Genomic DNA, 25,523 nt, shown 5'->3' with positions numbered 1-25,523 from the left:
CCGGGGGGGTTGGTAACCCTCCCAACTGCCGCCACGGCACCCCTGCATCGGGGCTGGTTCAAGCCCTTTGGGTCAAAAAAACAATCCGGCTCGGCTGTCGCGGTGCCCCCCCCCCCCCCCCCCCCAAGAAATCAGAACGTCTTGATGATGGCCGAGAAATCGAGCTGTCCGTTGCCTGCGCCGTTGAAGTCCTCGTAAATCGAGGCTGCGCGCGCACCCATGGGAACGGCTGCATCGGCATTGTCCGCCGCTTCCATCGCGAGGCGAAGGTCCTTCAGCATCAGCGCGGTGGCGAAACCGCCCTGGTAGTCGTTGTCCGACGGGCTCTGCGGGCCGACGCCCGGGACGGGGCAATAGCTCGTCATCGACCAGTTCTGGCCCGAGCTCACTGACGAAATGTCGTAGAAGGTCTGCGCATCGAGGCCGAGCTTCTCCGCCATTTTGAATGCCTCGCAGGTACCAATCATGTGGATCGCGAGGAGCATGTTGTTGCAGATTTTCGCCGCCTGGCCATTGCCCGCGTCGCCTGCATGGATCACGGCCTTGCCCATCGCTTCGAGGATCGGCTTCGCGCGCGAGAACGCGCTGTCCGTCCCGCCGACCATAAAGGTCAGCGTGCCCGCGTTGGCCGCTGCGATACCGCCCGAAACCGGCGCGTCGACCATTTCGTAGCCCGAACTCTTGGCTGCCGAGATAACCTCGCGCGCGGTTGCGACGTCGATGGTCGAGCAGTCTAGGAGGATGGTACCTTCAGGCGCCTTGCCGATGACGTCGCTGGTGTAGACCGACTTCACGATCTGGCCGTTCGGCAGCATCGAGACGACCGCTTCCACGCCGTCGCAAGCCTCGGCCGCGCTGGTGAAGGTTTCGCAGCCGTTGTCCCGGGCCGCGGCAAGCGCGTCTTCGCTGAGGTCGAAGGCGCGCACCGAGTGGCCGGCCTTCACGAGATTGGCGGCCATGCCGCCGCCCATGTTGCCGAGGCCGATGAATGCGATTTTCATGGTCTTTTCCTCTCCCGGCAGGCCTTAGCGGCCCTTCCAGTTGCCTTCGCGCTTTTCGATGAAGGCTTCCATGCCTTCCTTCTTGTCCTCGCTCGCGGTGAGGATCTGGAAGATGCGGCGCTCCATGATAAGGCCCTGGTCGAGCGAGCTTTCGAAAGCGGCGTTGACCATTTCCTTGTTCGCGATCGCGGCCATCGGCGGCATCGCGGCGATGGTGGCGGCGGTCTTGAGAGCTTCGTCGAGGAGCTGCTCATGCGGCACGACGCGCGCGACGAGATTGCTGCGCTCGGCTTCCTCCGCGCCCATCATCCGGCCGGTGAGGCACATCTCCATCGCCTTCGACTTGCCGATCGCGCGGGTGAGGCGCTGGCTGCCGCCCATGCCAGGGGCTACGCCGAGCTTGATCTCGGGCTGGCCGAACTTCGCGTTCTCGCTGGCGATGATGAAGTCCGCCATCATCGCGAGCTCGCACCCGCCGCCCAGTGCAAAGCCGTTGACCGCGGCGATCCACGGCTTGCGGGTCTTCTTGACGATCTCGCTCGTCCAGGGCGCGAAGAAATCGTCGAGATAGAAGTCGGCGGCCGCCTTCTCGCTCATCTCCTTGATATCCGCGCCGGCGGCGAAGGCCTTGTCGCCCGAACCGGTCAGCACCGCGCACAGCTGGCTGCTGTCGGCTTGGTAGGCAGCGAAAGCGTCGATCAGTTCCTCGAGCACTTTGGAATTGAGCGCATTGAGCGCCTGCGGGCGGTTGAGGGTGATCAGGGTGACAGCGTCGCGCTGTTCGACGGTGATGGTTTCGTAGTCGGTCATGAACCTTCCTTCGTCATTCCCGCGGAAGCGGGAATCTAGGGTAACATATTGCTCCGCCGCTCTGGATCCCCGCCTTTGCGGGGATGACGGTATCTAGCCTCCGAGCGGCTTCCATTCCTCATTGTCCGGCAGGGGCGCGAAGATTGCGTCGAGCAATTCGTCGGTCACGCCTTCGGGGGTGGCCGGGTCCCATTTCGGGTCGTTGGTCTTGTCGACGATCACCGCGCGCACGCCCTCGGCGAAATCGGGGCGGGTCAACACGCGGCTGGCGATGCGGTATTCCATGCGCATGTTATCGGCGAAATCGTCGAGCTTCGCGCTTTCCGCGAGCTGGCGCAGCGCGACCTTGCAGGTCTGCGGGCTCTTGGTGCCGAGCGTATCGCGCTCCTTGGTAGCCCAGTCGCTTCCGTTGTTCTCGGCATCGGCTTCGAGCGATGCGAGGATGTCCTCGTAGCTGTCGGAGGCGAAGTGCTTGATGATCTTGTCGGCGTTTTCCTCGATCCGCGCCTTGGGCGGAGAGCCTGGCATTTCCGACAGCACGCCGGAGATACGGTCGGGCTTTTCGATAATGCGCGACTTCGCTTCGGCGACCATTTCGGCCGGTAGGTAGTGCGTCGCGATCCCTGCCCAGAGGCATTCCGCCCCGTCGAGCCGCGCGCCCGTCAGCGCAAGAAACTGGCCGAGCCGCCCGCCGAGGCGCGACAGGTACCAGCCACCGCCCACGTCGGGAAACAGGCCGATGCCCGTTTCCGGCATGGCGAAACGCGTGTTCTCGGTCGCGACGCGGTACTTGCACGGCAGGGCGATGCCCACGCCGCCGCCCATGGTGATGCCGTCCATGAAAGCCACGATCGGCTTTTCATAGGTGAACATCTGGTGGTTCAGCTGGTACTCGTCATGGAAGAATTTCCGGCCGCTCGTGCCGCCGTCGTTGAGCGCCGAATTGCGCAGGAAGGCGATGTCGCCGCCGGCGCAGAAGCCGCGCCCTTCGGCATGGTCGAGGATCACGGCTTCGACTTCGTCATCGTCGGCCCATTCGGTGAGCGCGGCGCTCATCGCGTGGCACATGTCGAGCGTCAGCGCGTGCAGCGCCTTGGGGCGGTTCAGCGAGATGTGACCCACGCGGCCATGCTTGTGGATCAGAACGTCTTCACTCGTCATTGCGCTTATCCCTGTCGCAGCAGATCGCGTCCGACGATCATGCGCATAACCTGGTTGGTCCCTTCGAGGATCGAATGCACGCGCAAATCGCGCCAGAAACGTTCGATCGGGTAGTCCTTGAGATAGCCGTAACCGCCGAACAGCTGCAGCGCGTCGTTGACGACCTTGCTGCCGTTGTCGGTCGCGAGCCGCTTGGCCATGGCGGAGAAGCGCGACTTGTCTGGCGCGTTGTCGGTCACCTTGGCGGCGGCGAGATAGAGCAGCGCGCGCGCCGCCTCCAGATCGGTCGCCATGTCGGCGAGCATGAACTGGGTGTTCTGGAAATCGGCCACCGGCGTATCGAACTGCTTGCGATCCTTGGAGTAGGCGATCGCCTCGTCGAGGCAGCGCTGCGCACCGCCGAGCGAGCAGGCACCGATGTTGAGACGCCCGCCGTCGAGGCCCATCATGGCAAAGCGGAAGCCTTCGCCTTCATCGCCCACGCGGTTCTCTACCGGCACGCGCGCATCCTCGAAAATGACCTGCGCAGTCGGGCTGGCATTCCAGCCGAGCTTCTTCTCCGGCGCGCCGAAGCTGACGCCGGGCGTGTCCTTGTCGATGACGAGGCAGGTGATGCCCTTGGTCTTGTGCTCGCCGGTGCGGACCATGGTGACATAGACGTCGTTCACGCCGCCGCCCGAGATGAACTGCTTGGTGCCGTTGAGGACGTAGTGGTCGCCGTCCCGTTTCGCGCTGGTCTTGAGGCCCGCCGCGTCCGAGCCGCTGCCCGGTTCGGTGAGGCAGTAGCTCGCGATCTCGTCCATCGTCACGAGGCCGGGAAGGTATTTCTCCTTCACTTCCTTGCCGCCGAAGGTGTCGATCATCCATGCGGCCATGTTGTGGATCGAGATGAAGGCGCTGGTCGTCGGGCAGCCATAGGCCATGGCTTCCATGATGAGCGCCGCCTCGAGCCGGCCAAGGCCGATGCCGCCGCTTTCTTCGGACACGTAGATCGCGCCGAAACCGAGTTCGGCGGTGCGCTTGATCACATCCTTGGGGAAGTGGTGCGTCTCGTCCCATTCGCCTGCGAAAGGCGTGATGTTGTCGGCAGTGAAACGCTGCGCCATCTCCTGGATGGCGAGCTGGTCTTCGGTAAGCTGGAATTGTCCTGTCATGCGCAGCGCTCTAGCGCCGCAAAATCGTCGAGGGAAGGGGGCGCACGCCGCTTCGCCCGCTAGTCGGGCAGGACCGCTTCCGCCTCGATCTCGACCTTCCATTCGCGGCGGCACAGCCACGCGGCGCCGACCATGGTCGCAGCAGGCGCCGCGTCGCCGAAGAAGCGGGCGTGGACCGCGCCCACGGCTTGCTGGTCCTCGAAGTCGGTCAGGAACATGCGGGTGCGCACCACATCCGCCGCGGTGCCGCCGAGCTGCTCGATCGCGCGGACTATCAGCGTGCAGCAACGTGCCGCCTGCGCCGCGGCATCGCCCGGCGTGGTAGTGCCGTCATCCTCGATCGGGCCGGTCCCGGCGACCGTTATCCGGTTCCCGACGCGAACCGCCCGGCTGAAGCCGAATTCCTTCTCGAACGGCGAGCCGGATGTCGCGTGGCGGCGTTCGCTCACCCGCAGGTGATCCGCTCGATCACGAAACCCATGTCGTAGGTGACACGAACCCGCTCCGGCCGGTAGTCCATCGTCACTGCCTGGTCGGGGCCGACCCACTGGAAGATGCTTGCGCCGGTGCGGGCCTGGATGGCTGCTCCGAGCGCTGCGGTCGCTTTCTGGCCGACGAACTCCGCGGTGTTGTCCGCATTGCAGGTTCCGGCGCTGGCCGGCGGCGCGACAGGCTCAGCCCCTCCGCCGTTACCGGCACAGGCTGCGAGCAGGATCGGGGTCGCAATGATCGCGGGGATACGCATTTCGCTCTCCTTCAGGGTCTAACCGTCACACCGTTTGCGCGGATATTCGTCGGGCGACTTCGGCGCCGAACCGTCGGTAACATGCAGCCGCTCGCCATTGTCGACCAGCGAGAGCCGCAGGGCCTGGGTCCAGGTTTCCCCTTCGCCTTCCATGTCGAGCGCGACGATCGCATCGCCGTTCTCGATGCTCGTACCGGTGACGGTGCCGAGGGATTCATAGAATGCGATCCGCTGGCCCTCGATCTCCATCCGCATGTCGGATGCCGGATCGCAGGTGCCTTTCTCGTAGTCCCATACGCCCTGGTAGCGCGTCGGGATCGCAACGGCGGTGACACTGTCCGGCGCGGGATCGGCAAGCGACTGGTCGCCGGCATCGGTGGTCGCCGCATCGCCAGCGCCATCCTCGACGACTTCGGTTTCGACCGGAGCCTCGGCATCGGGCGAGCAGGCGGCAAGGGCCACGGCGGGAAGGAACAGCAGGAATGCGCGCATCAGATCACCTCGAGCAGCGTTTCATCGCGATCCCGCTATGGCCGGGACCTACCAGCGTCAGGCTATTATGATTTTCTCCGATAGCAAAGCCACGGCGTGCCGGGGCTCGCTCCCGATACACCGAGCGCCAGGTGCACGCCCCGGAAAATATCACCCCATCGTCGGAATGACGAAGGCGTTGGAGCCGTCGCCGCCGCCATCGGGCCAGCGCTGGGTGACCTTCTTGGTCTTGGTCCAGAAGCGCAGGCCTTCCATGCCGTACTGGTCGATGTCGCCGAAGCCCGAACGCTTCCAGCCGCCGAAGCTGTGGTAGCTCACCGGCACCGGGATCGGCACGTTGATGCCGACCATGCCGACGTTCACACGGTTGGCGAATTCGCGTGCGGCGTGGCCGTTGCGGGTGAAGATCGCGACGCCGTTGCCGTACTGGTGCTCGCTCGGCAGGCGCACGGCTTCCTCGAAATCCTTCGCGCGCACGATCTGCAGGACCGGGCCGAAGATTTCTTCTTGGTAGCTTTCCATCTTGGTGGTGACGCGGTCGAGCAGGGTCGGGCCGACGAAGAAGCCCTTCTCGTAGCCCTGCAGCGTGAAACCGCGACCGTCGATCACGACTTCGGCGCCTTCCTTTTCGGCGGTGTCGATCCAGCCTTCGACGCGCGCCTTGTGCTCGGGCGTGACGACCGGGCCATAGTGCGCTTCGGGGTCGTTGGAGACGCCGACGCGCAGGGCGTTGATCGCCGGGATCAGCTTTTCTCGCAGCTTGTCGGCGGTTTCCTCGCCGACCGGCACGACGACCGGCAATGCCATGCAGCGCTCGCCGGCAGAGCCGAATGCAGCACCGGCGAGGTCGTTGACCACCTGGTCTAGATCGGCGTCGGGCATGACGATGCCGTGGTTCTTCGCGCCGCCGAAAGCCTGCACGCGCTTCGCATTCGCCGTGCCGCGCGAGTAGATGTACTGCGCGATATCGGACGAACCGACGAAGCTGATCGCCGGGATATCGGGGTGGTCGAGGATGGCATCGACCATTTCTTTGTCGCCGTGGACGACCTGCAGCAGCCCCTCGGGCGCGCCGGCTTCGACGAACAGTTCCGCAAGGCGCACCGGCACGCTCGGGTCGCGCTCGGACGGCTTGAGGATGAAGGCATTGCCGGCGGCAATTGCCATGCCGAACATCCACATCGGGATCATGGCGGGGAAGTTGAACGGGGTGATGCCAGCCCCGATGCCGAGCGGCTGGCGCATCGAATAGACATCGATGCCCGGGCCTGCGCCCTGCGTGTATTCGCCCTTCAGTGCCTGCGGGATGCCGCAGGCGAACTCGATCACTTCAAGGCCGCGCTGCACGTCGCCATGCGCGTCTTCGACGACCTTGCCGTGCTCGCTCGACAGCAGTTCGGCGAGCTCCTGCTTGTGCTCTTCGACGAGGCGCTTGAATTCGAACATCACGCGCGCACGCTTTTGCGGATTGGTCGCCGCCCATTTGGGCTGGACCTTCTTCGCTTCGGCCACCGCCTTTTCGAGCAGCGCGGCATCGCCGAGGCCGACTTCCGCCTGAACCTCGCCGGTCGAGGGGTTCCAAATCTTGTGAGTGCGAGCAGCCGAACCGCCGGCGCCGCCGACAATGAAGTGATCAACCTGGCGCATGAATATTCCTCTCCGCTATGCGAATCTTGTTCGGGCCACCCTAGGCCTTTGTCCCCGCCGCGCCAACCGATAGTCGCAACGCCGGCGGGCGAGCCGCCACGCAATCGCGATTGACCGTATGGCGGCGATCCGGCAAAGGCGCGTCTGCGCTGCGGGTGTAGCTCAATGGTAGAGCAGCAGCTTCCCAAGCTGACGACGAGGGTTCGATTCCCATCACCCGCTCCAGGCCTTCGCGCCCGTGGTTAGAGCGTCCCGACCTTTCGCAAATGATACTCCGAATTGCCCAGCAGGGCATCGTTTGCCAGCACACGCTTGTGCAGGTGGCTGATGCTTAACTCGTCGGTCATGCCGACGCCGCCGTGGGTCTGGATCGCGCTTTCGCCGACCAGCCTGCCGAGCTTACCGACCTGCCCTTTGAGGATCGCGATGTCCTTTGCCCCTGCCTGTCCGGCATCGAGCAGGGCGGTCGTGTAGAGCAGCGTCGCGCGCGCCTTGGTGTAAGCCATCTTCATGTCGGCAAGGCGGTGGGCGATCGACTGGAAACTGCCGATCGGCACGCCGAACTGCTTGCGGGTCATTGCGTATTCGCCGGTCTGCGAGAGCAGCGCGCCCATCGCGCCGACGCTTTCTGCGCATAGCGCGAGGATTGCGCGGTCGAGGATCGGGCGAAGGGCCGATGCAGCGTTTTCGAGCACCAGCGCGTCTTCGCCAAGCTGCACATTGTCGAAGGCGACGTTGGCCGCCCGGCGACCGTCGATCGTGGTGTAGCCGGTGATGGAAACGCCCTGCGCGGCCGGATCGACGAGCAGGAGCGCAAGGCCATCGTCGTCGCCAGCTTCGCCCGAGGTTCGCGCCACGACGACGAGCACGTCGGCATCGCCGCCTGCGAGCACCATGCGCTTCTCACCGCTCAGGCTGAATCCGCCATCCGCACGCTCGGCGCGCATTGCGACCAGCGACGGATCGGGCGTCCCATTGCCTTCCTCGTAGGCGAGGGCAGCGATCGCCTCGCCGCCCATGACTTTTTCGAGCCATTGCGAAGACACGTCGCTCTCGCCCGTAGCCAGTGCCGCGCCGCCGAGCATCACGCTCGCGAGATAGGGCTCGGCAAGAAGGTGCGCGCCGAATGGTTCGGCGATGGCGACCAGTTCCGCCATGCCGCCGCCGAGGCCGCCGCTGTCCTCGTCGAAAGGCAGGGCGAGCAGGCCGAGCTCGGCGAACTGCGCCCAGGCTTCGCGCGACCAGCCATCGTCCGAGCCGACGATCGCGCGGCGTTTGTCGAAGTCGTAGTTCTTGAGGAGATAGGCCGAGACGCTGTCGCGCAGCATCTGCTGTTCGTCGGAGAAGGTGAAATCCATATCCTTAGCCCTCCCGTCCGACGGTGCGGGCGATCAGGTCGCGCTGCACTTCGTTGCTGCCGGCGTAGATCGTGGTCGCGCGGCTGTTGAGGTAATAGGGCATGGCGACGAGATCGAGGTCGCTCGCCAGCGGCTCGACATTGGCCCCGACGCGCAATGCCTCCTTCTGGACCGGCAGGCCTTCCGTGCCAGAGACCTGCGTCATCATGACGCTGACGCGCTGGGTCAGCTCTGAATTGAGCGTCTTGTTCATCGAGGGGTAGGATGGGTCCGCCGCGATCGGGTGGCCGCTGACCGCGAGCTTTTCGAAATGCTCGAAGCTCGCGATGTCGGCCTCCAGCTCGCCCATGTCGCGCAGGAACACCGGGTCTTCGGCGAGCATGGTGCCGAAACCGCTCGGCGTCGTCTTTGCCGCGTCGCGGATGCGTTCGAGGCCGCGTTTCAACGTCGGGCTCTGCGCCCCGCCGCCGCGTTCGTGCTTGAGCAGGTGCTTGGCGACCGACCAGCCGTCGTTCTCCGCACCCACGCGGCCCGATTGCGGCACGCGCACGTCCTCGAAGAAGACCTCGCATTGCTCCGGGAAACCGTCGAGACCGATGATCGGCCGCACGGTCATGCCGGGATAGTCCATCCGGTCGAGCAGGAGGAAAGTGATGCCCTGCTGCTTCTTGCCCGAATTGTCGGTGCGCACGAGCATGAACATGCGGTTCGCGTGATGCGCGTAGGTGGTCCAGATCTTCGAGCCGTTGATGATGTAGTCGTCGCCATCCGGCTCGGCGCGGCACTGGAGCGAGGCGAGGTCGGAGCCGGAATTCGGTTCCGAATAACCCTGCGCCCAGAAATCTTCGCCCTTGAGGATGCCGGGCAGGTACTTCGCTTTCTGTTCGTCGGTGCCGATATCGATCAGGAGCGGGCCGACCATCCCGATGCCCTGCGGCAGCAGCGGCGGGAGGTCGCGCTTGCGGTACTCTTCGGCGAAGATGTACTTCTGCTCGACCGACCAGCCGGTGCCGCCATGTTCGACCGGCCAGTGCGGTGCGGCCCAGCCCTTTTCGTAGAGGATGCGGTGCCATTCCATCACCTGGTCGAAGGGCGCGAAGACGCTCGTCAGCTTGCGGCCCGCCTCGCGGATCGCGGGACTGGGTGCGGTGTCGAGAAACGCGCACACTTCCGCGCGGAAGGCCTCCAGCTCGGGGCCGAATTCGATATTCATTGCTGGTCCTCTCAGTCAGCCGCTTCGCGCAGGCTCTCCATGTCGATGACGAAGCGGTATTTGACGTCGCTCGCCTCCATCCGGTCGTAGGCTTCGTTGACCTCTTCCATCCGGATCATCTCGATATCGGGGGTGATGCCTTTCTCGGCGCAGAAATCGAGCATTTCCTGCGTTTCCGCGATACCGCCGATGCCGCTCCCGGTCAGGATCTTGCGGCCGAGCAGCAGGCCGGTGTGCAATTCGGGCATCATGTCGATCATGCCGACCAGCACCTGCGCCCCATCGACCTTCAAAAGGTGCAGGTAGGGCGCGACATTGTGCCGCACGGGAATGGTGTTGAGCACGAGGTCGAAATAGCCGGTTTTCGCCTTCATCGCCTCCTTGTCGGTGGTGATGAGGAAGTCGTGCGCGCCCAGCGCTTTTGCGTCCTCGCGCTTGCTTTCGCTGCGGCTGAGCACCGTTACTTCCGCGCCCATGGCGACGGCGAACTTAACGCCCATGTGGCCGAGCCCGCCAAGCCCTGCGACCGCGACCTTGCTACCCGGGCCGACGTCCCAGTTGCGCAAAGGGGAGTAGGAGGTGATACCGGCGCACAGCAACGGTGCGGCATCGGCCATGCTCAGCGCCTCGGGCACTTTGAGGACGAATTCGTCGCGGCACACGATGCGGTCGGAATAGCCGCCCTGCGTCTTGCTGCCGTCGTGCTTGTCGATCCCGCCATAGGTGCCGACCATGCCGCGCTGGCAGTATTGCTCGAGCCCCTGCTTGCAATTGTCGCACTGCTTGCAGGCATCGACCATGCAGCCGATCGCCACGCGGTCGCCGACCTTGTGCCGGGTGACGCCATCGCCGACTGCCGCGACCACTCCGGTAATCTCGTGTCCGGGCACGATCGGGTAAGTAGTCCTCCCCCAGTCGTTGCGCGCGGTATGGAGGTCCGAGTGGCAGATGCCGCAATGGGTAATGTCGATCAGGACATCGTCGTCGCGCAGGCCCCGGCGCGTGAAATCGAATGGAGCAAGGCCGCTCTCGGGCGAGGTCGCGGCATAACCCTTGGTCGGGTATTCGTTTGTCTGGGTCGTCATATCCGGGTTCCTACTTCGGCGGCATGCGAATTGCGCCGTCGAGGCGGAACTGGTGCCCGTTGATATAGCCGTTGCGCGCCACTTCGAGGACGAGCGAAGCGAACTCCTCCGGATGGCCGAGGCGTTTCGGGAAAGGGACGCTGGCGTTGAGCTGGTCCCACATCTGCGGGTTGCGATCCTTCATCCCGAGCATCAGAGGGGTCGCGAAAATACCGGGCATGATCGAGTTCACCCTTATGCCGATATCCATCAGGTCGCGGGCCATCGGCAGGACGAGGCCGTTCACCCCCGACTTGCAGCTGCCGTAGATGACTTGGCCGATCTGCCCGTCCTGCGCCGCGACGCTGGCGGTCAGGATGATCGCCCCGCGCTCGCCGTCCTCGGTAATCGGGTCGCTGTTCGCCATGCCGAGCGCCGAGATCGAGGCGACGCGGTAGCTGGCAATGAGGATGCCTTCCGCGCCGAACGCGTAATCCTCGGTCGCAAGCCGCTTGTAGCAGTTGTTTTCCTTGTCCCACCCGAGCGTCTTGCCGCGCTTGCTCGCCATGGCGCAGTGCAGGGTGAGGCGTTCCTGCCCGTTCGCGGCGCGGGCGGCGGCGAAGCCGTCCTGCACCGACTGCTCGTCCATGATGTTCACGTGATGGAACGTGCCGCCGATCTCCGCCGCGGTTTCCTCGCCCGCTTCGTCGTTGATATCGAAGATCGCAACCTTGAAGCCCGCTTCGGCCAGTGCGCGCGCACTCGCCTGACCCAGCCCCGAAGCGCCGCCGGTTATTACCGCTGCATGCCCTTGCGAGAAATCCATCGTCCTCTCCTCACTTGTTTTGCCGTGACTGCTAGCGCAAAGCTCGGGCGTTGTCATTGCGTTCGGCACATGGCGCTATCGAGGGGCGAGGGGCCAGCACATGTCCGCATTCCTGTTCGCAATGGTCGCGGTTTTCGCCCTGTCGCTGGGCGGGCGCGACCAGATGCGCGTCGCGATTCTCGCCGACCGGCTGGGGCGCTCGTGGGGACTACTCGTAGCCGGATGCCTGACAGCCATCGCGACGGCGGCGATCATGGCCTTCGCTGGTGCTGGTATCGCGGAGATATTGCCGCCTGCGGGCAAGCAGATGCTGGTGGCCTTCGCGCTTATCGCATCGGCTTTCGAGCTACTCCTGCCGGTGCGTATCCGCGTTCCGGCAGAGCCGACCCGCTCGCTCGGGGCGATGACGATCATATTGTTCGTCGCGCAAATCGCCGATGCCGGGCGCTTTGTGGTCTTTGCGCTGGCAGCACTCTACCCCCACTTCGAACTGACCGGCGCAGGCGGGGCTTTGGGCGGGTGCCTGGCGATACTCCTTGGCTGGCGCATGGCAGGAAATCTGGCGGAACGGCCATGGCGTGCAGTCCGCATCGCGCTCGCTGTCGTTCTGGCGATTGCGGGCGCAATAATCGGTTTGTCCGTCAGAGGATTGCTATAATAATCGATAAAGCCGATTAAGCCGACCGCCATTGTCCCTGAAACCGGAGGCCTGTCCGACCGTTGGTTGGGCAAGACAGATATCCGAAAAAGGGGAAACGAAATGGCCAATTCCGGCGATAATGCAAAAACCGCTCTCGTGGGCGAACTCAACGGCCTGCTGGCCGACCATCTCGCGCTGTTCTTCAAGACGAAGAACTTCCACTGGCACGTGGCAGGTCCGCGCTTTCGCGACCTTCACCTGATGTTCGACGAGCAGGCGATCGAAATCCGCGACCAGATCGACGTGATTGGCGAGCGTGTTCGCAAGCTCGACGATTACACGCTGACCTCGATCGGTTCGGTCGCCAAGCACACCCAGGTCAAGGACCAGGACGATGTGACGCTGACGGCGGAAGACATGGTCCGCGAGCTGCGTGACGACAACGCAGCCATGGTGAAGCGCCTGAAGGGCATGAAGGAACTCGCCGAGCAGGCGGGCGACAATGCCACCGACGGCCTGCTCGACGACTGGACCGACATGGCCGAGGAGCGTGTCTGGTTCCTCAACCAGACGCTCAAGTAAGTTGCACAGCAATCAGCGAAAAACCCGCCGGCGGCCTTTGCCCCGGCGGGTTTTTTGTTATGGCTGCGTGCGATGGAAAATCTCACGATACACGAGGGCGCCGACGCGGCTGCAATCGCCGGCTGGATTGCGCAGCGGCTGGCCAAGGCGCTCGGCGAAACCGAAGGGCCGGTGGCGATCACCGTGCCCGGCGGCTCGACCCCGTTCCCGATCTTCGAAGAACTGGTGAAACACGATCTCGACTTTGCGCGCCTGCTCGTCTGGCCGGGCGACGACCGGATCGTCCCCGAGGACCACTCGGCGAGCAATACCGGCAAGATCCGCGCCCTGTTCGAACCGGTCGGGGCAGAGGTCGTGACGCTCACCATCATGGAGCAGGTGCCGCATTTCGCGCTCGCATGGCTCGGCATGGGCGGGGACGGGCACATCGCCTCGCTCTTCCCGAATACCGACCCGCAGGTCGACGATCCGGCACCGATCAAACGGCTGACGCCCGATCCGCTGCCGCCCGAAGCGCCGTTCGACCGCGTGACACTGACCATGCCCTCGCTGCTCGACAGCGATGAGGTGCTGTTCGTCATTCGCGGCAACGACAAGCGCGCGGTGTTCGACAAGGCGGCGCGCGGCGAGCACGACCTGCCGATCACGCGCTTTCTCGGTGCGGCGAGCCAGCCCGTCACATGCTTCGCCTGATCCCTGCTCCCGTGCAGCGGGCTCTGATGCCGCTGGCGCATCGGGTCCGGCAGATTATCTGGCAGATCACCAAGCCGGAACTGACCGGTGTCGCCGTCATCGCGCTCGACCTGTCGAACCAGCTGCTGCTTGTACGGCACAGCTACGGACCGGAAGGCTGGGCAGTGCCGAGCGGTGGGGTGAAATCCGGCGAGGACGTGCTTGCGACAGCGCGGCGCGAATTGCTCGAAGAGACGGGCTGCGAAGCCGGGAACCTGACCGAGCTCGGCGTGCAGGTCGAAAACCTTTCCGGTGCGACCAATAGCGTGCACGTCTTTTCGGGGCGGGTGTCCGGACAACCGCGACCCGACGGGCGCGAGACGATCGAGGCGCGCTTCTTCCCGACCCATTCGCTGCCCGAGCCACTTCTTCCTGCAACCCGGCGGCGGCTTGCGCTATGGCGCGAGGCGCAGAAGTAGGCTCACAGCAGCGATAGCTGGGCATCGTTGCGGGGCCGTTCTTCCTGCTCGCCGCGATCGAGGTTCGACAGGGTCAGCCCCATCAGGCGGATCGGCAGCGGGAGGGGCAGGAGCTCTTCGAGCAGCGCATGCCCGATCGCTGCGAATTCCGCCTTGTCCGCGACGTTGTGCGACAGCGAGCGTGCGCGGGTGACGATCTGGAAGTCGGTGTATTTCATCTTGAGGGTGACCGTGCGCCCCTTCGCCTCGGCCCGCTCGATCCGCTCCCAGACGATGTCGACGATATTGCCCAGCGTTTCGCGCAGCGCCGGGCCGCTCGAAATATCCTCGCTGAAAGTGCGCTCGCCGCCGACCGACTTGCGGATGCGGTTGGGGCGCACCGGGCGCAGGTCGATGCCGCGCGCTGCGCGGTAGAGATAGTCTGCAAAGCTGCCGAAATTGGCACGCAGGAACGCGATATCCTTCTCCGCGAGGTCCGCGCCGGTTTCGATGCCTAGCTTCGCCATTTTCTCTGCGCCCTTGGGCCCAACGCCGTGGAAGCGGCGGATCGGGAGCGATTGGACGAATCGCGCACCCTGTCCCGGCTTTATGACGCAGATCCCGTCGGGCTTGTTCTGGTCGCTTGCGAGCTTGGCGAGGAACTTGTTGTAGCTCACCCCCGCGCTCGCGGTGAGGCGGGTCTTGGCCTTGATTTCCTGCCGGATGAGCTGCGCGATGCGCGTCGCCGAGCCGATGCCGAGCCGGTCTTCGGTCACGTCGAGATAGGCCTCGTCGAGGCTCAGCGGTTCGACGAGATCAGTGTGGTGGCGGAAGATCGCGCGGATCTGCTGGCTGACCTCCTTGTAGACGTCGAACCGGTGGCGCACGAAGATGAGGTCGGGGCACAGCCGGCGCGCTGTCACCGAGGGCATGGCGCTGCGCACGCCGAACTTGCGCGCCTCGTAGCTCGCCGCCGCGACCACCCCGCGTCCGCCCGAACCGCCGACCGCGACAGGCTTGCCCTGCAGCGCGGGATTGTCGCGCTGTTCGACGCTGGCGAAGAAGGCGTCCATGTCGACATGGATGATCTTGCGCAGGCCGTCGGCCTCGCCATCCTCGTCCATCTCGCCCGCATCGCTCATGCCGAGCTAGATAGGCGCAACGGGCGCAAACCGGAACCACGGGCGCGCGGAGGAATTGCTGCATTGCGCAATGCGCGCTTCCCTTTTCCGATAACAGCGCCCAAGGACACGCGCATGACTGCCGCCGCCCAACCTCTCCACCGTCCCCTGGGCGAGCGCGAACTGATCGTGCTGATGGCGCTGCTGATGAGCCTGCAGGCCTTCGGCATCGATTCCATGCTGCCTGCCCTCGGCGAAATGGCGCGCGAGATGGGCGCTGACGGCAACGAGCGGCAACTGGTGATCGGAGCCTACTTCCTCGGCTCGGGCTTCGGGGCCTTCTTCCCCGGTGCCTTCGCCGACCGCTTCGGGCGTCGCCCGATCCTGGCGCTCGGGCTGCTCGCCTATATCGGCTTCTCGCTCGCCTGCGCGCTGGTGACGGACTACACGCTGCTGATCGTCATGCGCCTGCTGCAGGGGCTGTGCTGTGCCGGCCTGAGCGTCGTTCCGGCGGCGATCGTGCGCGATCATGTCGGCGGCGACCGCATGGCGCGGCTGATGAGCCTGATCATGATGATCTTCCTGCTCGTCCCGATCCTTGCCCCGGCAATCGGGCAGGGGATCATGTATGTCGCCGGCTGGCGCGCGATTTTCGGCGCGATGGCGGTGATGGGAACCGGCGTCGGCCTGTGGGTCTGGCTGCGCCTTCCCGAGACGCTGAAGGACGACAACCGGCAGGAAATCGATCCGCGCACCATCCTGCGCAACATGGGCGTGGCGCTGACCAACCGCGGGTCGATCGGCTACGTCGTCGGCAGCGCGCTGGTCTTCGGATCGCTCTTCGGCTTCCTCAATTCCTCGCAGCAGCTCATTTCCGAGACCTTCGGCATGGGCGAATATTTCGCGCTGATCTTCGGCGGAGCGGTGGTCGGCATGGTGCTGGCGAATTTCACCAATTCGCGCATCGTCGAGCGCTTCGGCGCGCGCCGGGTGAGCCACGCGGCACTCCTCGTCTTCATCGTCATCGCGATCATCCAGCTGTGGAGCGCCAGCCAGCAGCCGCAGAGCCTTGCCGAATTCATCGTTCTGATGAGCCTGTCGATGGCGATGCTCGGCTTCATCGGGGCGAATTTCGGCAGCATTGCGATGCAGCCCTTCTTCCATATCGCGGGCGCGGCGAGCAGCGCGCAGACCGCCGTTCGAATGAGCACCGGGGCGATCCTCGGCGCGGTCATCGGCGGGCTTTACGACGGGACTTCGATCCCGCTTGCGACCTCGATGCTCAGCTGTGCGCTACTGGCGCTCGCGATCGTGCTCTACAGCGAGCGCGGTAAGCTGTTCGCCCGGCGCGTTCCCAGCTAGCTTTCGCTGGCAAGCCTGCGCCAGGCGAGGTCGGCGAATTCGCATAGCAGCGGCCGCGTATCACGCGGGTCGATGATTTCCTCGACATTGAAGCGTTCGGCGCTGCGGAAGGGCGAGGTCACCTTGTCGAGCCGCTCGCGAATTGCGGCGAGCACCGCCGCAGGGTCTTCCGATGCTTCGAGTTCGGACTTGTAGGCGACCTCCAGCCCGCCCGCGATGGGGAGCGAGCCCCAGTCGCCGCTCGGCCAGCAGTAGCGATACTGGTAGCGCTCGGCATTGCTCATCGCGCTGCCCGCAATGCCGTATGCGCGGCGCATGACGATAGAGGCGAGCGGGACGCTGGCCTTGTAGACCGCGTTCATCGCCTGCACGCCGTAGCGGATCGTGCCTGCCATTTCCGCCTCGCGCCCGATCATGAAGCCCGGGTTGTCGACCATGTGGACGATCGGCAGGCGGAATTGGTCGGCGAGTTTCACGAAGCGCTCGACCTTTTCGCTGGTCTTGGCTTCCCACGAGCCGCCGAGATAGCTCGGATCGCTTGCCAGCACCGCGACCGGCCAGCCGTTCAGGCGGGCGAGCGCGGTGATGCACGCGCGGCCCCACATGCGGCCGATTTCGAACACGGTGCCGGTGTCGAACACCATGTCGAGGCAGCGGCGCATCGAATACACCTGCTTCGGATCGCGCGGGACGAGACCGAGCAGTTCCTCCTCGCGGCGATGAACCGGGTCGGTGCAGTTCGAGCGGCGCGCCAGCTGGCCGACATGCTCGGGCATGAAGGACAGGAAGTGACGCGCGCGGGCGAAGGCCTCGGCCTCGCTCGAAACCTCGTCGTCGACCACGCCGTTGCGCGTGTGGATGCCGCTGCCGCCGAGGTCCTCCTTGGCCTGCTGGTGATCGGTCGAGCCCTTGTAGCTTTCGCCGAGGCCATCGACGACCGCAGGACCGGCGGCGAACAGCTGGCTTAGGCCCTTGACCATGACCGAGTAATGGCTTGCCACCACGCGCGCAGCGCCAAGCCCCGCGGTAGGGCCGAGGGCGAGGGCGACGACGGGCACCGTATCCAGGTTCTCGACCACGTCGCCCCAGCCGGGCACGGCGGGAATGTAGGTTGCCCCGATCTGTTCGAGCGTCTTCACGCTCCCGCCGCCGCCGGTGCCGTCGATCATGCGGATGATGGGAAGGCGCAGCTCATGCGCCATCTTCTCCGCCTGGACCATCTTGCGGCTGATCCCGGCATCTGCCGCGCCGCCGCGAATGGTGAAATCGTCCGCCGTGGCGACGACCGGGCGGCCGTTGATCGTGGCCTTGCCGAACAGGAAAGGGGCGGGGAGGACACCGGCCAGATTGCCTTCCGCGTCGTAGGAACCCTTGCCCGCGATCTTGCCGATTTCGCGGAAGGAGCCGTCGTCGCACAGCGCAGCAAGCCGGGCGCGCGCGTCCATCTTGCCGCGGCCATGCTGGCGGGCGACCTTTTCTTCGCCGCCCATCTGCTCGGCTAGTGCCTCGCGGTGGCGAAGCTCCTCGAGTTCCTTTTCCCAGCTCACTCTTCGTCCGGCTCCACCACGGCGAGCACGGCCTCGACCTGCACCTGCGCGCCTGTTTCGGCGGACAGTTCGGTCACTGTTCCATCGAACGGCGCGGTGAGGGCGTGTTCCATCTTCATCGCTTCAAGCACCATCAGGCGCTGGCCTGCCGTGACGGCCTGGCCTTCGCTGACATCGACCGCGATGACCTTGCCCGGCATGGGCGCAAGGATCGCGCCGTCGGCTGCCGAATGATGACCGGTACCGCGCGAGGTGAGCGCGAATTCATAGGCCGAGCCATCCTCGAAGACGACGACGCGTTCCTGGTCGACGAAGCCGGTCGCATCGGCGAGTGAGCCATCGGGCGCGACGCGCTGGGTTTCCCCGCCATGTGCGAGTGCGACGCTGTGCTGCGGCTCGGCATTGAGGCGGAACGCGCCGACCTGCTCCTCGCCCTCGTCATTCGCCATCAGGGTGAAAGCGGCAGCGGTGCGCCAGAGCTCCTCGTCCGCATCGTCTTCCGGGATCAGGCTGTCGAGCCGCTCGCCGATGAAGCTCGTGTCGAGATTGGCGAGCACGAAATCGGGATCGTTGATCGCGCGGTTGAGGAAACCGGCATTGGTTCGCACCGGCCAGATTTCGACCCCCGCCGTCATCTCGTCGAGCTCGTCTATCGCCGCGTCGCGGGTTTCACCCCATGCTACGAGTTTCGCGACCATCGGGTCGTAGAAGGGCGAGATTGCATCGCCTTCCTCGACCCCGGTTTCGACACGGCCGATCTCGCCGAGATCGAGATGGTCGAGGCGCCCGGTGCTGGGCAGGAAGCCCTTGGCCGGGTCTTCCGCATAAAGGCGCGCTTCCATCGCCCAGCCGTTGATTTCGAGGTCTTCCTGCTTGCAGGGGATCGGCTCGCCGCTGGCGACGCGCAGCTGCCATTCGACCAGGTCGACGCCGGTGATCTCCTCGGTCACCGGGTGTTCGACCTGCAGGCGGGTGTTCATCTCCATGAAGAAGATGCGGTCGGCGCGCAGACCCTCGCTGGCGTCGGCGATGAATTCGATCGTGCCCGCGCCCTCGTAATCGACCGCCTTGGCAGCGCGAACGGCGGCAGCGCAGATTTCCTCGCGCGTCGCCTCGTCCATGCCGGGGGCGGGGGCTTCCTCGATCACCTTCTGGTGACGGCGCTGGAGCGAGCAGTCGCGCTCGAACAGGTGGACGACATTGCCGTGGCTGTCGCCGAAGACCTGCACCTCGATATGGCGGGGCGAGGTGATCCACTTTTCCAGTAGCACCTCGTCGTTGGAGAAGCTGGCCTTCGCCTCGCGGCGACAGCTTTCGAGCGCGGCTTCGAAGTCGGCTGCCGCATCGACCTTGCGCATGCCCTTGCCGCCACCGCCTGCGACGGCCTTGATTAGCACGGGATAGCCGATCGCGTCGGCTTCCTTCTTCAATCGCTCGACCGACTGGTCCTCGCCTTCGTAGCCGGGAGTTACGGGCACGCCCGCTTCGCGCATCAGCTTCTTCGCGGCATCCTTGAGGCCCATCGCATCGATGCTCGACGGTTTGGGACCGACCCAGAGCAGCCCGGCATCGATCACCGCCTGCGCGAAAGCGGCGTTCTCGGACAGGAAGCCGTAACCCGGGTGGATCGCCTCGGCCCCGGTCTGCTTGGCAGCGGAGATGATCTTCTCGCCGACGAGATAGCTTTCGGCGGCAGGCGAGGGGCCGATATGGACGGCTTCGTCCGCCGTGCGCACGTGGAGCGCTTTCGCGTCGGCGTCGGAATAGACCGCGACCGTCTCGATACCCATCTCGCGCGCGGTGCGCACGATGCGGCAGGCGATCTCGCCGCGATTGGCGATGAGGAGCTTGCCGATCATTCGCCGTCCACCCAATGCGCGCCGACCGCGTGGCACTGGTCCGGCGCGACCATGGTGAAGCTGACATTGCCGACCTTCCAGCCGCCGTCTTCCATCCTGACCATGCTCATCGAATTGATGCCGCAATGGGTCAGCGTGCCGTCGGCGGTGAAGGAATAGGGCCCCCAGACCTGCGCCATGTCGCCATCGATCAGGACGTGGTCGTAGCGCATCGATTCCTTGTAGTCGGCGGTGCGCTTGGCCCAGTTTTCGAAGTGCTTTTCGACCGGGATGATATCGACGCGCGGCTTTGCCGGGTCGAAGCGGTTGTGCACGAAGATGACCGCGCCTTCGACCATGTGCTGGCTCAGCACACTGCGGTCGGAATTGGCGATCGCGTCCATGAAGCGATTGGCCCCGGCGATGACGGCCATCTCTTCGGTCACGACGACATCGGCGGCGGCAGGCGACGCGGCGGCAGCGAGCGCAAGGCCCGTGAAAATTGGGATTCCTCTCATGGCTCGCTGGCTAGGCGCTGGCGGCGCGCATCGCAAGCGTCGCGGCGCTCAATCCTCGTCGGGGAGCGGCTCCATCGGAGGCGGCGCGATCGGTCCAGCCATGCGCACGTCGATCAGTATGTCGCCGCGCGTCCATTCGGGCATCTGTTCGGGCTGGTCCGGATCGTTGCGGATCGCCTCGAAGAAAGCACGGGTGATGAGCCGGAGTTTGCGCCCGGTCGAAATGACGACGCGGTGGTCCCATGCATGGACGGAACGGCGGCGAACTTCCTGCCCGATCTCGGTGTAGATGTTCGTCGCGGCAAGGATCGCCCAGCGGCTGCGGAACGGCAGTTTCTTCGCGCCGAGGCGGGCGGCGGCGGCATGGCGCTCCATCCGCAGGACGAGGCGTTCTGCAAGCTCGGTCCGCTCCCACTGGTGGTGCGGCTTCATCAGCTGGCCCGGCTCGATATCCTCTTCCGCCAGCCATTCGAGCGGCAGGTAGCAGCGGTCGGCCCGGTCGTCTTCATCGAGATCGCGCGCGATATTCGCCAGCTGGAAGGCGATCCCGAGGTCGCACGCCCGGTCGAGCGTCTCGCTGTCGTCTTTCGGCACGCCCATGACGATCGCCATCATCACCCCGACTGCGCCTGCGACATGGTAGCAGTAGCGTGCCAGGTCGCGTTCGCTGCGCGGGCGCCATCCGACCGCGTCGAGCTCGAAACCGGCGATGACGTCTTCCGCCATCTCCATCGTCAGCCTGCACTCGGCAGCGACCTGCCCGAAGGCGTCGAATGCGACATCGGCGGTCGGTTCGCCATCGAGCGCGCGCTTGGTGAGAACGCGGATCGCCTTGATGCGGTTGAGATCCGCCGCTTCGCCAAGCTCGCCGCCCAGTTCCTGCCCGTCGGCGATGTCGTCGCACCGGCGGCACCAGGCGTAGAGCATCCATACCCGCTCGCGCGTCTTGGCATCGAACAGCAGGCTGGCCGCGGCAAAGCTCTTCGATCCCGCCGCGATCATGTCCCAGGATTTGACGACGAGGGCATGACGGTCGCGCCCGCCGCCCGCACGGCGGATCGTCGGGCGCAGGATGCGCGAAGGTGCGAGCAGGCGAGGGCCGATCTTGCGAGGGGGACGGGCCGACGCCATGCGGGTCAGAGTTCCTCGGCCTTCATGCGGAAGATCGGGGTGTGCGGTTCGTAGGCCAGCATCTTGTCGAGCAGGTCGCCCATCGTGTCCGAGTGGATCAGGATGTTTTGGTGGGCCGGGCGCACGAAGCCGACTTCGGCCATCTTTTCGTTGAAGGCGATCAGGTGGTCGTAGAAGCCGAAGGCGTTGAGCAGGCCGACGGGCTTCTGGTGGTAGCCGAGCTGTGCCCAGCTCATCGCTTCCCACAGCTCGTCCATCGTGCCGACGCCGCCGGGGATGGTGATGAAGCCATCGGAATAGTCGGTGAACTTCTGCTTGCGCTCGTGCATGCCGGTTACGGTGTGGAGCTCGGTGCAGTCGTGGTTCGCGACTTCGCTGTTGGCAAGCGCTTCGGGAATGAAGCCGATCACCTCGCCGCCCGCTTCGAGCGCGCCGCTAGCCACCGCGCCCATCAGGCCAAGGCGTCCGCCGCCATAGACGACGCCGATTTCGCGCAGCGCGAGCGTGCGCCCGACTTCGTGGGCGAGTTCGATATAGCGCTGGTCTTCCGGCGTAGCGGAGCCGCAATAGACGGCGATACGTTTCATGCTGCGTTGTCCATCAGGTCGTCGATCATCAGGCCGGCAGTCGCCTTCGCGCTGCCGACGACGCCCGGTATCCCGGCGCCGGGATGAGTGCCAGCCCCGACGAGATAAAAATTGCCGATCACGTCGTCGCGGTTGTGACCGCGGAACCACGCGCTTTGCGTCAGCACCGGCTCGAGGCTGAATGCGCTGCCGAGATGGGCGTTGAGGTCATGCGCGAAGTCCTTCGGCGCATAGCTGAACTTGGTGACGATCCGGTCGTGGATGTCGGGGATCAGGCGGCGACCGACCTCGTCGAGAATGCGTTTTTCCAGCACCGGGGCGACTTCGTCCCAGTCGACCGCGAGCTTGCCCATGTGGGCGACGGGAACGAGCGCATAAAAGGTGCTCTTGCCCGGAGGTGCCATGCTCGGGTCGGTCACGGTCGGGTGGTGCAGGTAGATCGAGAAATCCTGCGGCAGCACGCCGTTGTCGTAAATGTCCTCGAGCAGGCCTTTGTAGCGCGGCCCGAACAGGATCATGTGATGCGCGATGCCCGGCCACGTACCTTCGAGGCCGAAATGCACCACAAACAGGCCGGGGCTGAAGCTCTTCTTCTTGAGCTTGGCGGCATAGTCGCGCCCGCGCGCGCTGCCCGAAAGCAGGTCGCGGTAGGAATGCATGATGTCGGCATTGCTGGCGACGGCATGGAATTTCTCGCGGTAACCGCTCTTCGTCTCGACCTCGGTCGCGCGGTTTCCGATGGTGTGGACCTGCACCACCGGGTCGCCGACGATCATGCGACCGCCGAGCCGCTCGAAATGGCGAACCATGCCGGCGATCAGGCGGTTGGTGCCCCCGCGCGTCCACCACACGCCGCCGTCCTTCTCCAGCTTGTGGATCAGGGCGTAGATCGCGCTCGTCTTCATCGGGTTGCCCCCGACGAGGAGCGTGTGGAACGACAGCGCCTCGCGCAGCTTCTCGTTATTCACGAAGCTCGAAACCATCGAATAGACCGAACGGAAGGCCTGCTTCTTGGCGAGCGCGGGAGCGGCCTTGATCATCGACTTGAAGTCGAGGAACGGCACGGTGCCGAGCTTGAGATAGCCTTCTTCGTAAACCCCTGCGGAATATTCGAGGAACTGTTGGTAGCCCGCGACATCTTCCGGGTTGAGCTTGGCGATCTCGGCGTGGAGCTGCTCGTCGATGTTCGAATAGTCAAAGTTGGTCCCGTCGGGCCAGTTGAGCCGGTAGAACGGGTGGACCCGCATCAGCTCGACGTCCTCGGCCATGTCGTGGCCGGAAAGCTGCCAAAGCTCCTTGAGGCACGGCGGGTCGGTGACCACGGTCGGACCGCCGTCGAAGATGAAGCCGTCCTTTTCCCAGTAGTATGCGCGGCCGCCCGGCTTGTCGCGCGCTTCGATGACAGTCGTGCTGATCCCGGCCGATTGCAGGCGGATGGCGAGCGCCATGCCGCCGAAGCCGGACCCGATAACGCAGGCAGTCTTGCCTTCTGCGCTCATCCAATTTTCTCCTTCTCGGCGACCAGCGGGCCGCCTTTTGTCATCAATGCGCCGATTGCCCGGCCAATAGCTACGGGCGGCTTGCCGGTCAGGATGCGCGCCTTGTCTGCAAATCGCGACCGACCCGCGTAGAAGCGCTCGATCAAGCCCTCGTTCAAGCGATAGAAGCGCTCGAACACGCGGTAACGTTCCCCTGGCCGCGCGGCGCCCATCAGCATCCGTCCGAGCATGCGGTAATAGCCGGTGCGCTTCCAGTGCCTGCGTGCCCTTGCCTCAAGAAGGGCGGAGAGCTGCTCTCCGGGCAGTTGCGCATCCTGCGCGATCGCCAGCGCGGTCTCGACAGCAAAGGGCAGCGTGTAGCTCGTTAGCGGATGGACGAACCCGCCGCGCGCGCCGGCCATGGCGACACCCTCGATGCGCGTTTCGGCCTGGTAGGCGGCGAAGTTCCCGCCGGTGACCACGGGGAGGATGCCGGTCTCGCCGCCGATTATGTCACCCTGCAACCCGTGCTCGTCGAGATAGCGGTCGATCCGGCCTGACAGGGCGGAACGGTCGAAAGCTGGACGGTCGGCGTAATAGGTGTCCTCGACGAAGAGGTCGTTCGCGCCGAGCGGGAGGACGTAGACGAAGCGATAGGCGCCGCCATCGCCCTCGGGCGCAAGCTGTTCGACGCTCGCATCCATGATGACCGGCTGCTCCATCCCGTGCGCTTCGCGCGTGCGCAGGTGGCGGCCCATGAAGACCTGCCAGCCGCCCTGCAGGTGGGCGCTCGGCACTGCGCCGCGGCAATCGATTACGGTGCGTGCAGAGAGTTCGGAGCCGTCGGCGAAGGTGACGCCGCCGGAGGAGAGCGAGGTGACTTCGCGCTTCGTCCAGATCGTCTCCTGAGACAGCGCGCGCCGCAATCCCGCATCGAAGTCCTGCGAGGCGAGCGAGTTGTAGCGCGAGGACAGCTTGCGGCGGTAAGCCGGAAAGCGGACCGTGTAGCCGTGCCAGTCTGTCGTGCGAAAAGGTTCGAGCAGCCGCGCTGCATCGCCGCTCACATCGCTGTCGAACCAGCTCCAGCGATGGTTGCCGCCGAGCGTCTCGCCCGCCTCGATCAGCGTGACGTGCATTTCCGGGCGATGTTGGCGCAGCGCGAGCGCGATCAGCCCGCCGGCAAGGCCGCCGCCGACAATCGCGATTTCCGTTCTGTTTGGCGTGCCCGAAGAACTCATGCACCCCCGGCTTTAGCCGAGACCGCGCCGGGCGCAACCATGCCGGGCCGCGGCAATCAGTTGTCGTACTTCGAGAGCACGCCTTCGATTGCCGCCTGGATCGCCTTTTCCTCGGAAGGAAGGAGCGGCGCGTTTTCCATCTGCATCCGCACCGGAAGCATCGCGCCCGACAGCTCGCCCACACGCATCAGCACCGGATATTTCATCGCGAGCAGGCCGAGCGTCGCGAAATCATCCTGCGTCATCCCCTTCATGACCTTCGCGGTCGTCTGGTTCGAATCGCGGCGCAGGTCATCTTCGGTCACGTCCCGTTCGTTGACGGCGGAGGACATCGCATTGTTGGCGGTATAGTTCGCCGACACGCCGCTCAGAACCTTGCGGCCGACCGGATGGCGATAGAATGCCGCGATGATGCGCGCTTCCTCTTCGGTGAAGAGCGGGCGCATGGTGTCAATCATCTTGGGCGTATATTCCGCGCGAACGCGGTCGGAATAGGAGCGCATGGAGGGGCGCATGGCTTCGATTGCCTCGTCGATCACGCCCGGATTGCGCGCATCGAGATAGGCGAGCCCCGGGCTCGAGGCATAGCTCTGCCGGACGGATTCGAGCGTCTGCTCGAATATCTGGTCGTGGTCGATGCCTTCCATCATCGCCGCGTAAATGTCGGCATAGGCATCGACCTGTTTCTTGTCGGCCGGGATGACCAGTTCGACATTTGAAGGCAGCGCCTGGGTGCGCGCGGTGTACTGGGCGGGAGCCGGCGGCGGCACCACCGGCGCTTTGGGAGGCCTGCCCTCCTGCGCGAAAGCAGTGCTCGAAAGCGTGGCGAGAAGTAGCGATGCAGCGATCAGAATACGCATGATAATCCCCGATAAAAGTC

26 protein-coding genes and 1 tRNA gene are annotated in these 25,523 nt (G+C 64.9%); 6 read left to right on the top strand and 21 right to left on the bottom strand.

The window, feature by feature from the left end:
• Positions 1-131: 131 nt before the first annotated feature.
• The 8 genes from mmsB to EO245_RS13280 form a co-directional block, all read right to left on the bottom strand.
• Complete coding sequence (mmsB, locus tag EO245_RS13315; RefSeq protein WP_128893383.1) at positions 132-1,001, bottom strand: 3-hydroxyisobutyrate dehydrogenase; 870 nt, start codon at positions 999-1,001, stop codon at positions 132-134.
• Between the two features lie 24 nt (positions 1,002-1,025).
• Positions 1,026-1,811, bottom strand: coding sequence for an enoyl-CoA hydratase-related protein (locus EO245_RS13310; protein ID WP_128893382.1), 786 nt, complete (start codon positions 1,809-1,811; stop codon positions 1,026-1,028).
• A gap of 93 nt (positions 1,812-1,904) precedes the next feature.
• Complete coding sequence (locus tag EO245_RS13305; RefSeq protein WP_128893381.1) at positions 1,905-2,972, bottom strand: enoyl-CoA hydratase/isomerase family protein; 1,068 nt, start codon at positions 2,970-2,972, stop codon at positions 1,905-1,907.
• A gap of 5 nt (positions 2,973-2,977) precedes the next feature.
• On the bottom strand, positions 2,978-4,126 hold the full coding sequence (locus EO245_RS13300) for an acyl-CoA dehydrogenase family protein (protein WP_128893380.1): 1,149 nt from the start codon (positions 4,124-4,126) through the stop codon (positions 2,978-2,980).
• A gap of 59 nt (positions 4,127-4,185) precedes the next feature.
• The gene (locus EO245_RS13295; RefSeq protein ID WP_128893379.1) at positions 4,186-4,575 is read right to left on the bottom strand and encodes a RidA family protein; all 390 of its coding nucleotides are present in this window, start codon (positions 4,573-4,575) and stop codon (positions 4,186-4,188) included.
• Positions 4,572-4,871, bottom strand: coding sequence for an I78 family peptidase inhibitor (locus tag EO245_RS13290; protein ID WP_128893378.1), 300 nt, complete (start codon positions 4,869-4,871; stop codon positions 4,572-4,574). Before EO245_RS13290 ends, EO245_RS13295 begins: the two co-directional genes overlap by 4 nt.
• Positions 4,872-4,889: 18 nt before the next feature.
• Entirely contained in the window at positions 4,890-5,363 is a 474-nt protein-coding gene (locus EO245_RS13285) for a hypothetical protein (RefSeq protein WP_128893377.1), read from the bottom strand.
• Between the two features lie 150 nt (positions 5,364-5,513).
• Positions 5,514-7,010 (bottom strand): CoA-acylating methylmalonate-semialdehyde dehydrogenase, encoded by a 1,497-nt coding sequence (locus tag EO245_RS13280; RefSeq protein WP_128893376.1) that lies wholly within the window; start codon positions 7,008-7,010, stop codon positions 5,514-5,516.
• A gap of 151 nt (positions 7,011-7,161) precedes the next feature.
• Between EO245_RS13280 and EO245_RS13275 the strand changes: the two genes are divergently transcribed.
• Positions 7,162-7,235 (top strand) — tRNA-Gly (locus EO245_RS13275).
• A 17-nt stretch (positions 7,236-7,252) separates the two neighbouring features.
• On the opposite strand, the gene EO245_RS13270 is transcribed toward EO245_RS13275, so the two are convergent.
• From EO245_RS13270 to EO245_RS13255, 4 genes are read right to left on the bottom strand one after another with little or no spacing between them, the layout of a single operon-like run.
• Entirely contained in the window at positions 7,253-8,368 is a 1,116-nt protein-coding gene (locus EO245_RS13270; RefSeq protein WP_128893375.1) for an acyl-CoA dehydrogenase family protein, read from the bottom strand.
• Positions 8,369-8,372: 4 nt separating this feature from the next.
• Entirely contained in the window at positions 8,373-9,581 is a 1,209-nt protein-coding gene (locus EO245_RS13265; RefSeq protein WP_128893374.1) for an acyl-CoA dehydrogenase family protein, read from the bottom strand.
• An 11-nt stretch (positions 9,582-9,592) separates the two neighbouring features.
• Positions 9,593-10,666, bottom strand: coding sequence for an NAD(P)-dependent alcohol dehydrogenase (locus EO245_RS13260; protein ID WP_128893373.1), 1,074 nt, complete (start codon positions 10,664-10,666; stop codon positions 9,593-9,595).
• A 10-nt stretch (positions 10,667-10,676) separates the two neighbouring features.
• Positions 10,677-11,471, bottom strand: a complete 795-nt coding sequence (locus tag EO245_RS13255) for an SDR family oxidoreductase (protein ID WP_128893372.1) — start codon at positions 11,469-11,471, stop codon at positions 10,677-10,679.
• 100 nt (positions 11,472-11,571) lie between these two features.
• Here EO245_RS13255 and EO245_RS13250 point away from each other — a divergent pair, with 100 nt between their 5' ends.
• The 4 genes from EO245_RS13250 (at position 11,572) to EO245_RS13235 (ending at position 13,844) form a co-directional block, all read left to right on the top strand.
• The gene (locus EO245_RS13250) at positions 11,572-12,129 is read left to right on the top strand and encodes a hypothetical protein (RefSeq protein ID WP_128893371.1); all 558 of its coding nucleotides are present in this window, start codon (positions 11,572-11,574) and stop codon (positions 12,127-12,129) included.
• A gap of 102 nt (positions 12,130-12,231) precedes the next feature.
• Entirely contained in the window at positions 12,232-12,693 is a 462-nt protein-coding gene (locus EO245_RS13245; protein WP_128893370.1) for a Dps family protein, read from the top strand.
• Positions 12,694-12,765: 72 nt separating this feature from the next.
• Positions 12,766-13,386 carry a 6-phosphogluconolactonase gene (locus tag EO245_RS13240; protein ID WP_128893369.1) on the top strand — a complete coding sequence of 207 codons (621 nt, stop codon included), beginning with the start codon at positions 12,766-12,768 and terminating at the stop codon, positions 13,384-13,386.
• Positions 13,374-13,844: an NUDIX domain-containing protein gene (locus EO245_RS13235; RefSeq protein ID WP_128893368.1), complete on the top strand. Its 471-nt coding sequence runs from the start codon at positions 13,374-13,376 to the stop codon at positions 13,842-13,844. The genes EO245_RS13240 and EO245_RS13235 overlap by 13 nt, the downstream gene beginning before the upstream one ends.
• 2 nt (positions 13,845-13,846) lie before the next feature.
• Here EO245_RS13235 and dinB read toward each other — a convergent pair whose 3' ends face one another.
• On the bottom strand, positions 13,847-14,965 hold the full coding sequence (gene dinB, locus EO245_RS13230) for a DNA polymerase IV (protein WP_199798658.1): 1,119 nt from the start codon (positions 14,963-14,965) through the stop codon (positions 13,847-13,849).
• Positions 14,966-15,079: 114 nt separating this feature from the next.
• Between dinB and EO245_RS13225 the strand changes: the two genes are divergently transcribed.
• The gene (locus tag EO245_RS13225) at positions 15,080-16,306 is read left to right on the top strand and encodes a multidrug effflux MFS transporter (protein WP_128893367.1); all 1,227 of its coding nucleotides are present in this window, start codon (positions 15,080-15,082) and stop codon (positions 16,304-16,306) included.
• Here the strand turns inward: EO245_RS13225 and EO245_RS13220 are convergent.
• From EO245_RS13220 to EO245_RS13185, 8 genes are read right to left on the bottom strand one after another with little or no spacing between them, the layout of a single operon-like run.
• Positions 16,303-17,853: an acyl-CoA carboxylase subunit beta gene (locus tag EO245_RS13220; RefSeq protein WP_128893366.1), complete on the bottom strand. Its 1,551-nt coding sequence runs from the start codon at positions 17,851-17,853 to the stop codon at positions 16,303-16,305. The genes EO245_RS13225 and EO245_RS13220 overlap by 4 nt on opposite strands.
• Entirely contained in the window at positions 17,850-19,712 is a 1,863-nt protein-coding gene (locus EO245_RS13215) for an acetyl/propionyl/methylcrotonyl-CoA carboxylase subunit alpha (RefSeq protein WP_128893365.1), read from the bottom strand. Before EO245_RS13215 ends, EO245_RS13220 begins: the two co-directional genes overlap by 4 nt.
• Positions 19,709-20,209: a nuclear transport factor 2 family protein gene (locus EO245_RS13210; protein WP_128893364.1), complete on the bottom strand. Its 501-nt coding sequence runs from the start codon at positions 20,207-20,209 to the stop codon at positions 19,709-19,711. The genes EO245_RS13215 and EO245_RS13210 overlap by 4 nt, the downstream gene beginning before the upstream one ends.
• Positions 20,210-20,257: 48 nt before the next feature.
• Entirely contained in the window at positions 20,258-21,340 is a 1,083-nt protein-coding gene (locus tag EO245_RS13205) for a phytoene/squalene synthase family protein (RefSeq protein WP_128893363.1), read from the bottom strand.
• 5 nt (positions 21,341-21,345) lie between these two features.
• Positions 21,346-21,927: a TIGR00730 family Rossman fold protein gene (locus EO245_RS13200; protein WP_128893362.1), complete on the bottom strand. Its 582-nt coding sequence runs from the start codon at positions 21,925-21,927 to the stop codon at positions 21,346-21,348.
• A complete protein-coding gene (locus tag EO245_RS13195; protein ID WP_128893361.1) occupies positions 21,924-23,426 on the bottom strand; it encodes a phytoene desaturase in 1,503 nt (500 codons plus the stop codon). The genes EO245_RS13200 and EO245_RS13195 overlap by 4 nt, the downstream gene beginning before the upstream one ends.
• Positions 23,423-24,643 (bottom strand): lycopene beta-cyclase CrtY, encoded by a 1,221-nt coding sequence (crtY, locus tag EO245_RS13190; protein WP_128893360.1) that lies wholly within the window; start codon positions 24,641-24,643, stop codon positions 23,423-23,425. Before crtY ends, EO245_RS13195 begins: the two co-directional genes overlap by 4 nt.
• A 56-nt stretch (positions 24,644-24,699) precedes the next feature.
• Positions 24,700-25,503: a hypothetical protein gene (locus EO245_RS13185; protein WP_128893359.1), complete on the bottom strand. Its 804-nt coding sequence runs from the start codon at positions 25,501-25,503 to the stop codon at positions 24,700-24,702.
• Positions 25,504-25,523: the final 20 nt, after the last annotated feature.

Source organism: Erythrobacter sp. HKB08 (assembly GCF_004114695.1).
Taxonomy (GTDB): Bacteria; Pseudomonadota; Alphaproteobacteria; order Sphingomonadales; family Sphingomonadaceae; genus Parerythrobacter_A.
The sequence above is the reverse complement of the archived record's forward strand: the minus strand, read 5'-3'. Positions and strand labels throughout refer to the sequence as shown.

Excerpts from the sequence above, each read along its gene's own strand:
- mmsB (WP_128893383.1), bottom strand. The coding sequence starts at position 1,001 with ATGAAAATCGCATTCATCGGCCTCGGCAACATGGGCGGCGGCATGGCC.
- EO245_RS13310 (WP_128893382.1), bottom strand. The coding sequence starts at position 1,811 with ATGACCGACTACGAAACCATCACCGTCGAACAGCGCGACGCTGTCACC.
- EO245_RS13305 (WP_128893381.1), bottom strand. The coding sequence starts at position 2,972 with ATGACGAGTGAAGACGTTCTGATCCACAAGCATGGCCGCGTGGGTCAC.
- EO245_RS13300 (WP_128893380.1), bottom strand. The coding sequence starts at position 4,126 with ATGACAGGACAATTCCAGCTTACCGAAGACCAGCTCGCCATCCAGGAG.
- EO245_RS13290 (WP_128893378.1), bottom strand. The coding sequence starts at position 4,871 with ATGCGTATCCCCGCGATCATTGCGACCCCGATCCTGCTCGCAGCCTGT.
- EO245_RS13285 (WP_128893377.1), bottom strand. The coding sequence starts at position 5,363 with ATGCGCGCATTCCTGCTGTTCCTTCCCGCCGTGGCCCTTGCCGCCTGC.
- EO245_RS13280 (WP_128893376.1), bottom strand. The coding sequence starts at position 7,010 with ATGCGCCAGGTTGATCACTTCATTGTCGGCGGCGCCGGCGGTTCGGCT.
- EO245_RS13270 (WP_128893375.1), bottom strand. The coding sequence starts at position 8,368 with ATGGATTTCACCTTCTCCGACGAACAGCAGATGCTGCGCGACAGCGTC.
- EO245_RS13265 (WP_128893374.1), bottom strand. The coding sequence starts at position 9,581 with ATGAATATCGAATTCGGCCCCGAGCTGGAGGCCTTCCGCGCGGAAGTG.
- EO245_RS13260 (WP_128893373.1), bottom strand. The coding sequence starts at position 10,666 with ATGACGACCCAGACAAACGAATACCCGACCAAGGGTTATGCCGCGACC.
- EO245_RS13255 (WP_128893372.1), bottom strand. The coding sequence starts at position 11,471 with ATGGATTTCTCGCAAGGGCATGCAGCGGTAATAACCGGCGGCGCTTCG.
- EO245_RS13250 (WP_128893371.1), top strand. The coding sequence starts at position 11,572 with ATGTCCGCATTCCTGTTCGCAATGGTCGCGGTTTTCGCCCTGTCGCTG.
- EO245_RS13245 (WP_128893370.1), top strand. The coding sequence starts at position 12,232 with ATGGCCAATTCCGGCGATAATGCAAAAACCGCTCTCGTGGGCGAACTC.
- EO245_RS13240 (WP_128893369.1), top strand. The coding sequence starts at position 12,766 with ATGGAAAATCTCACGATACACGAGGGCGCCGACGCGGCTGCAATCGCC.
- EO245_RS13235 (WP_128893368.1), top strand. The coding sequence starts at position 13,374 with ATGCTTCGCCTGATCCCTGCTCCCGTGCAGCGGGCTCTGATGCCGCTG.
- dinB (WP_199798658.1), bottom strand. The coding sequence starts at position 14,965 with ATGAGCGATGCGGGCGAGATGGACGAGGATGGCGAGGCCGACGGCCTG.
- EO245_RS13225 (WP_128893367.1), top strand. The coding sequence starts at position 15,080 with ATGACTGCCGCCGCCCAACCTCTCCACCGTCCCCTGGGCGAGCGCGAA.
- EO245_RS13215 (WP_128893365.1), bottom strand. The coding sequence starts at position 19,712 with ATGATCGGCAAGCTCCTCATCGCCAATCGCGGCGAGATCGCCTGCCGC.
- EO245_RS13210 (WP_128893364.1), bottom strand. The coding sequence starts at position 20,209 with ATGAGAGGAATCCCAATTTTCACGGGCCTTGCGCTCGCTGCCGCCGCG.
- EO245_RS13205 (WP_128893363.1), bottom strand. The coding sequence starts at position 21,340 with ATGGCGTCGGCCCGTCCCCCTCGCAAGATCGGCCCTCGCCTGCTCGCA.
- EO245_RS13200 (WP_128893362.1), bottom strand. The coding sequence starts at position 21,927 with ATGAAACGTATCGCCGTCTATTGCGGCTCCGCTACGCCGGAAGACCAG.
- EO245_RS13195 (WP_128893361.1), bottom strand. The coding sequence starts at position 23,426 with ATGAGCGCAGAAGGCAAGACTGCCTGCGTTATCGGGTCCGGCTTCGGC.
- crtY (WP_128893360.1), bottom strand. The coding sequence starts at position 24,643 with ATGAGTTCTTCGGGCACGCCAAACAGAACGGAAATCGCGATTGTCGGC.
- EO245_RS13185 (WP_128893359.1), bottom strand. The coding sequence starts at position 25,503 with ATGCGTATTCTGATCGCTGCATCGCTACTTCTCGCCACGCTTTCGAGC.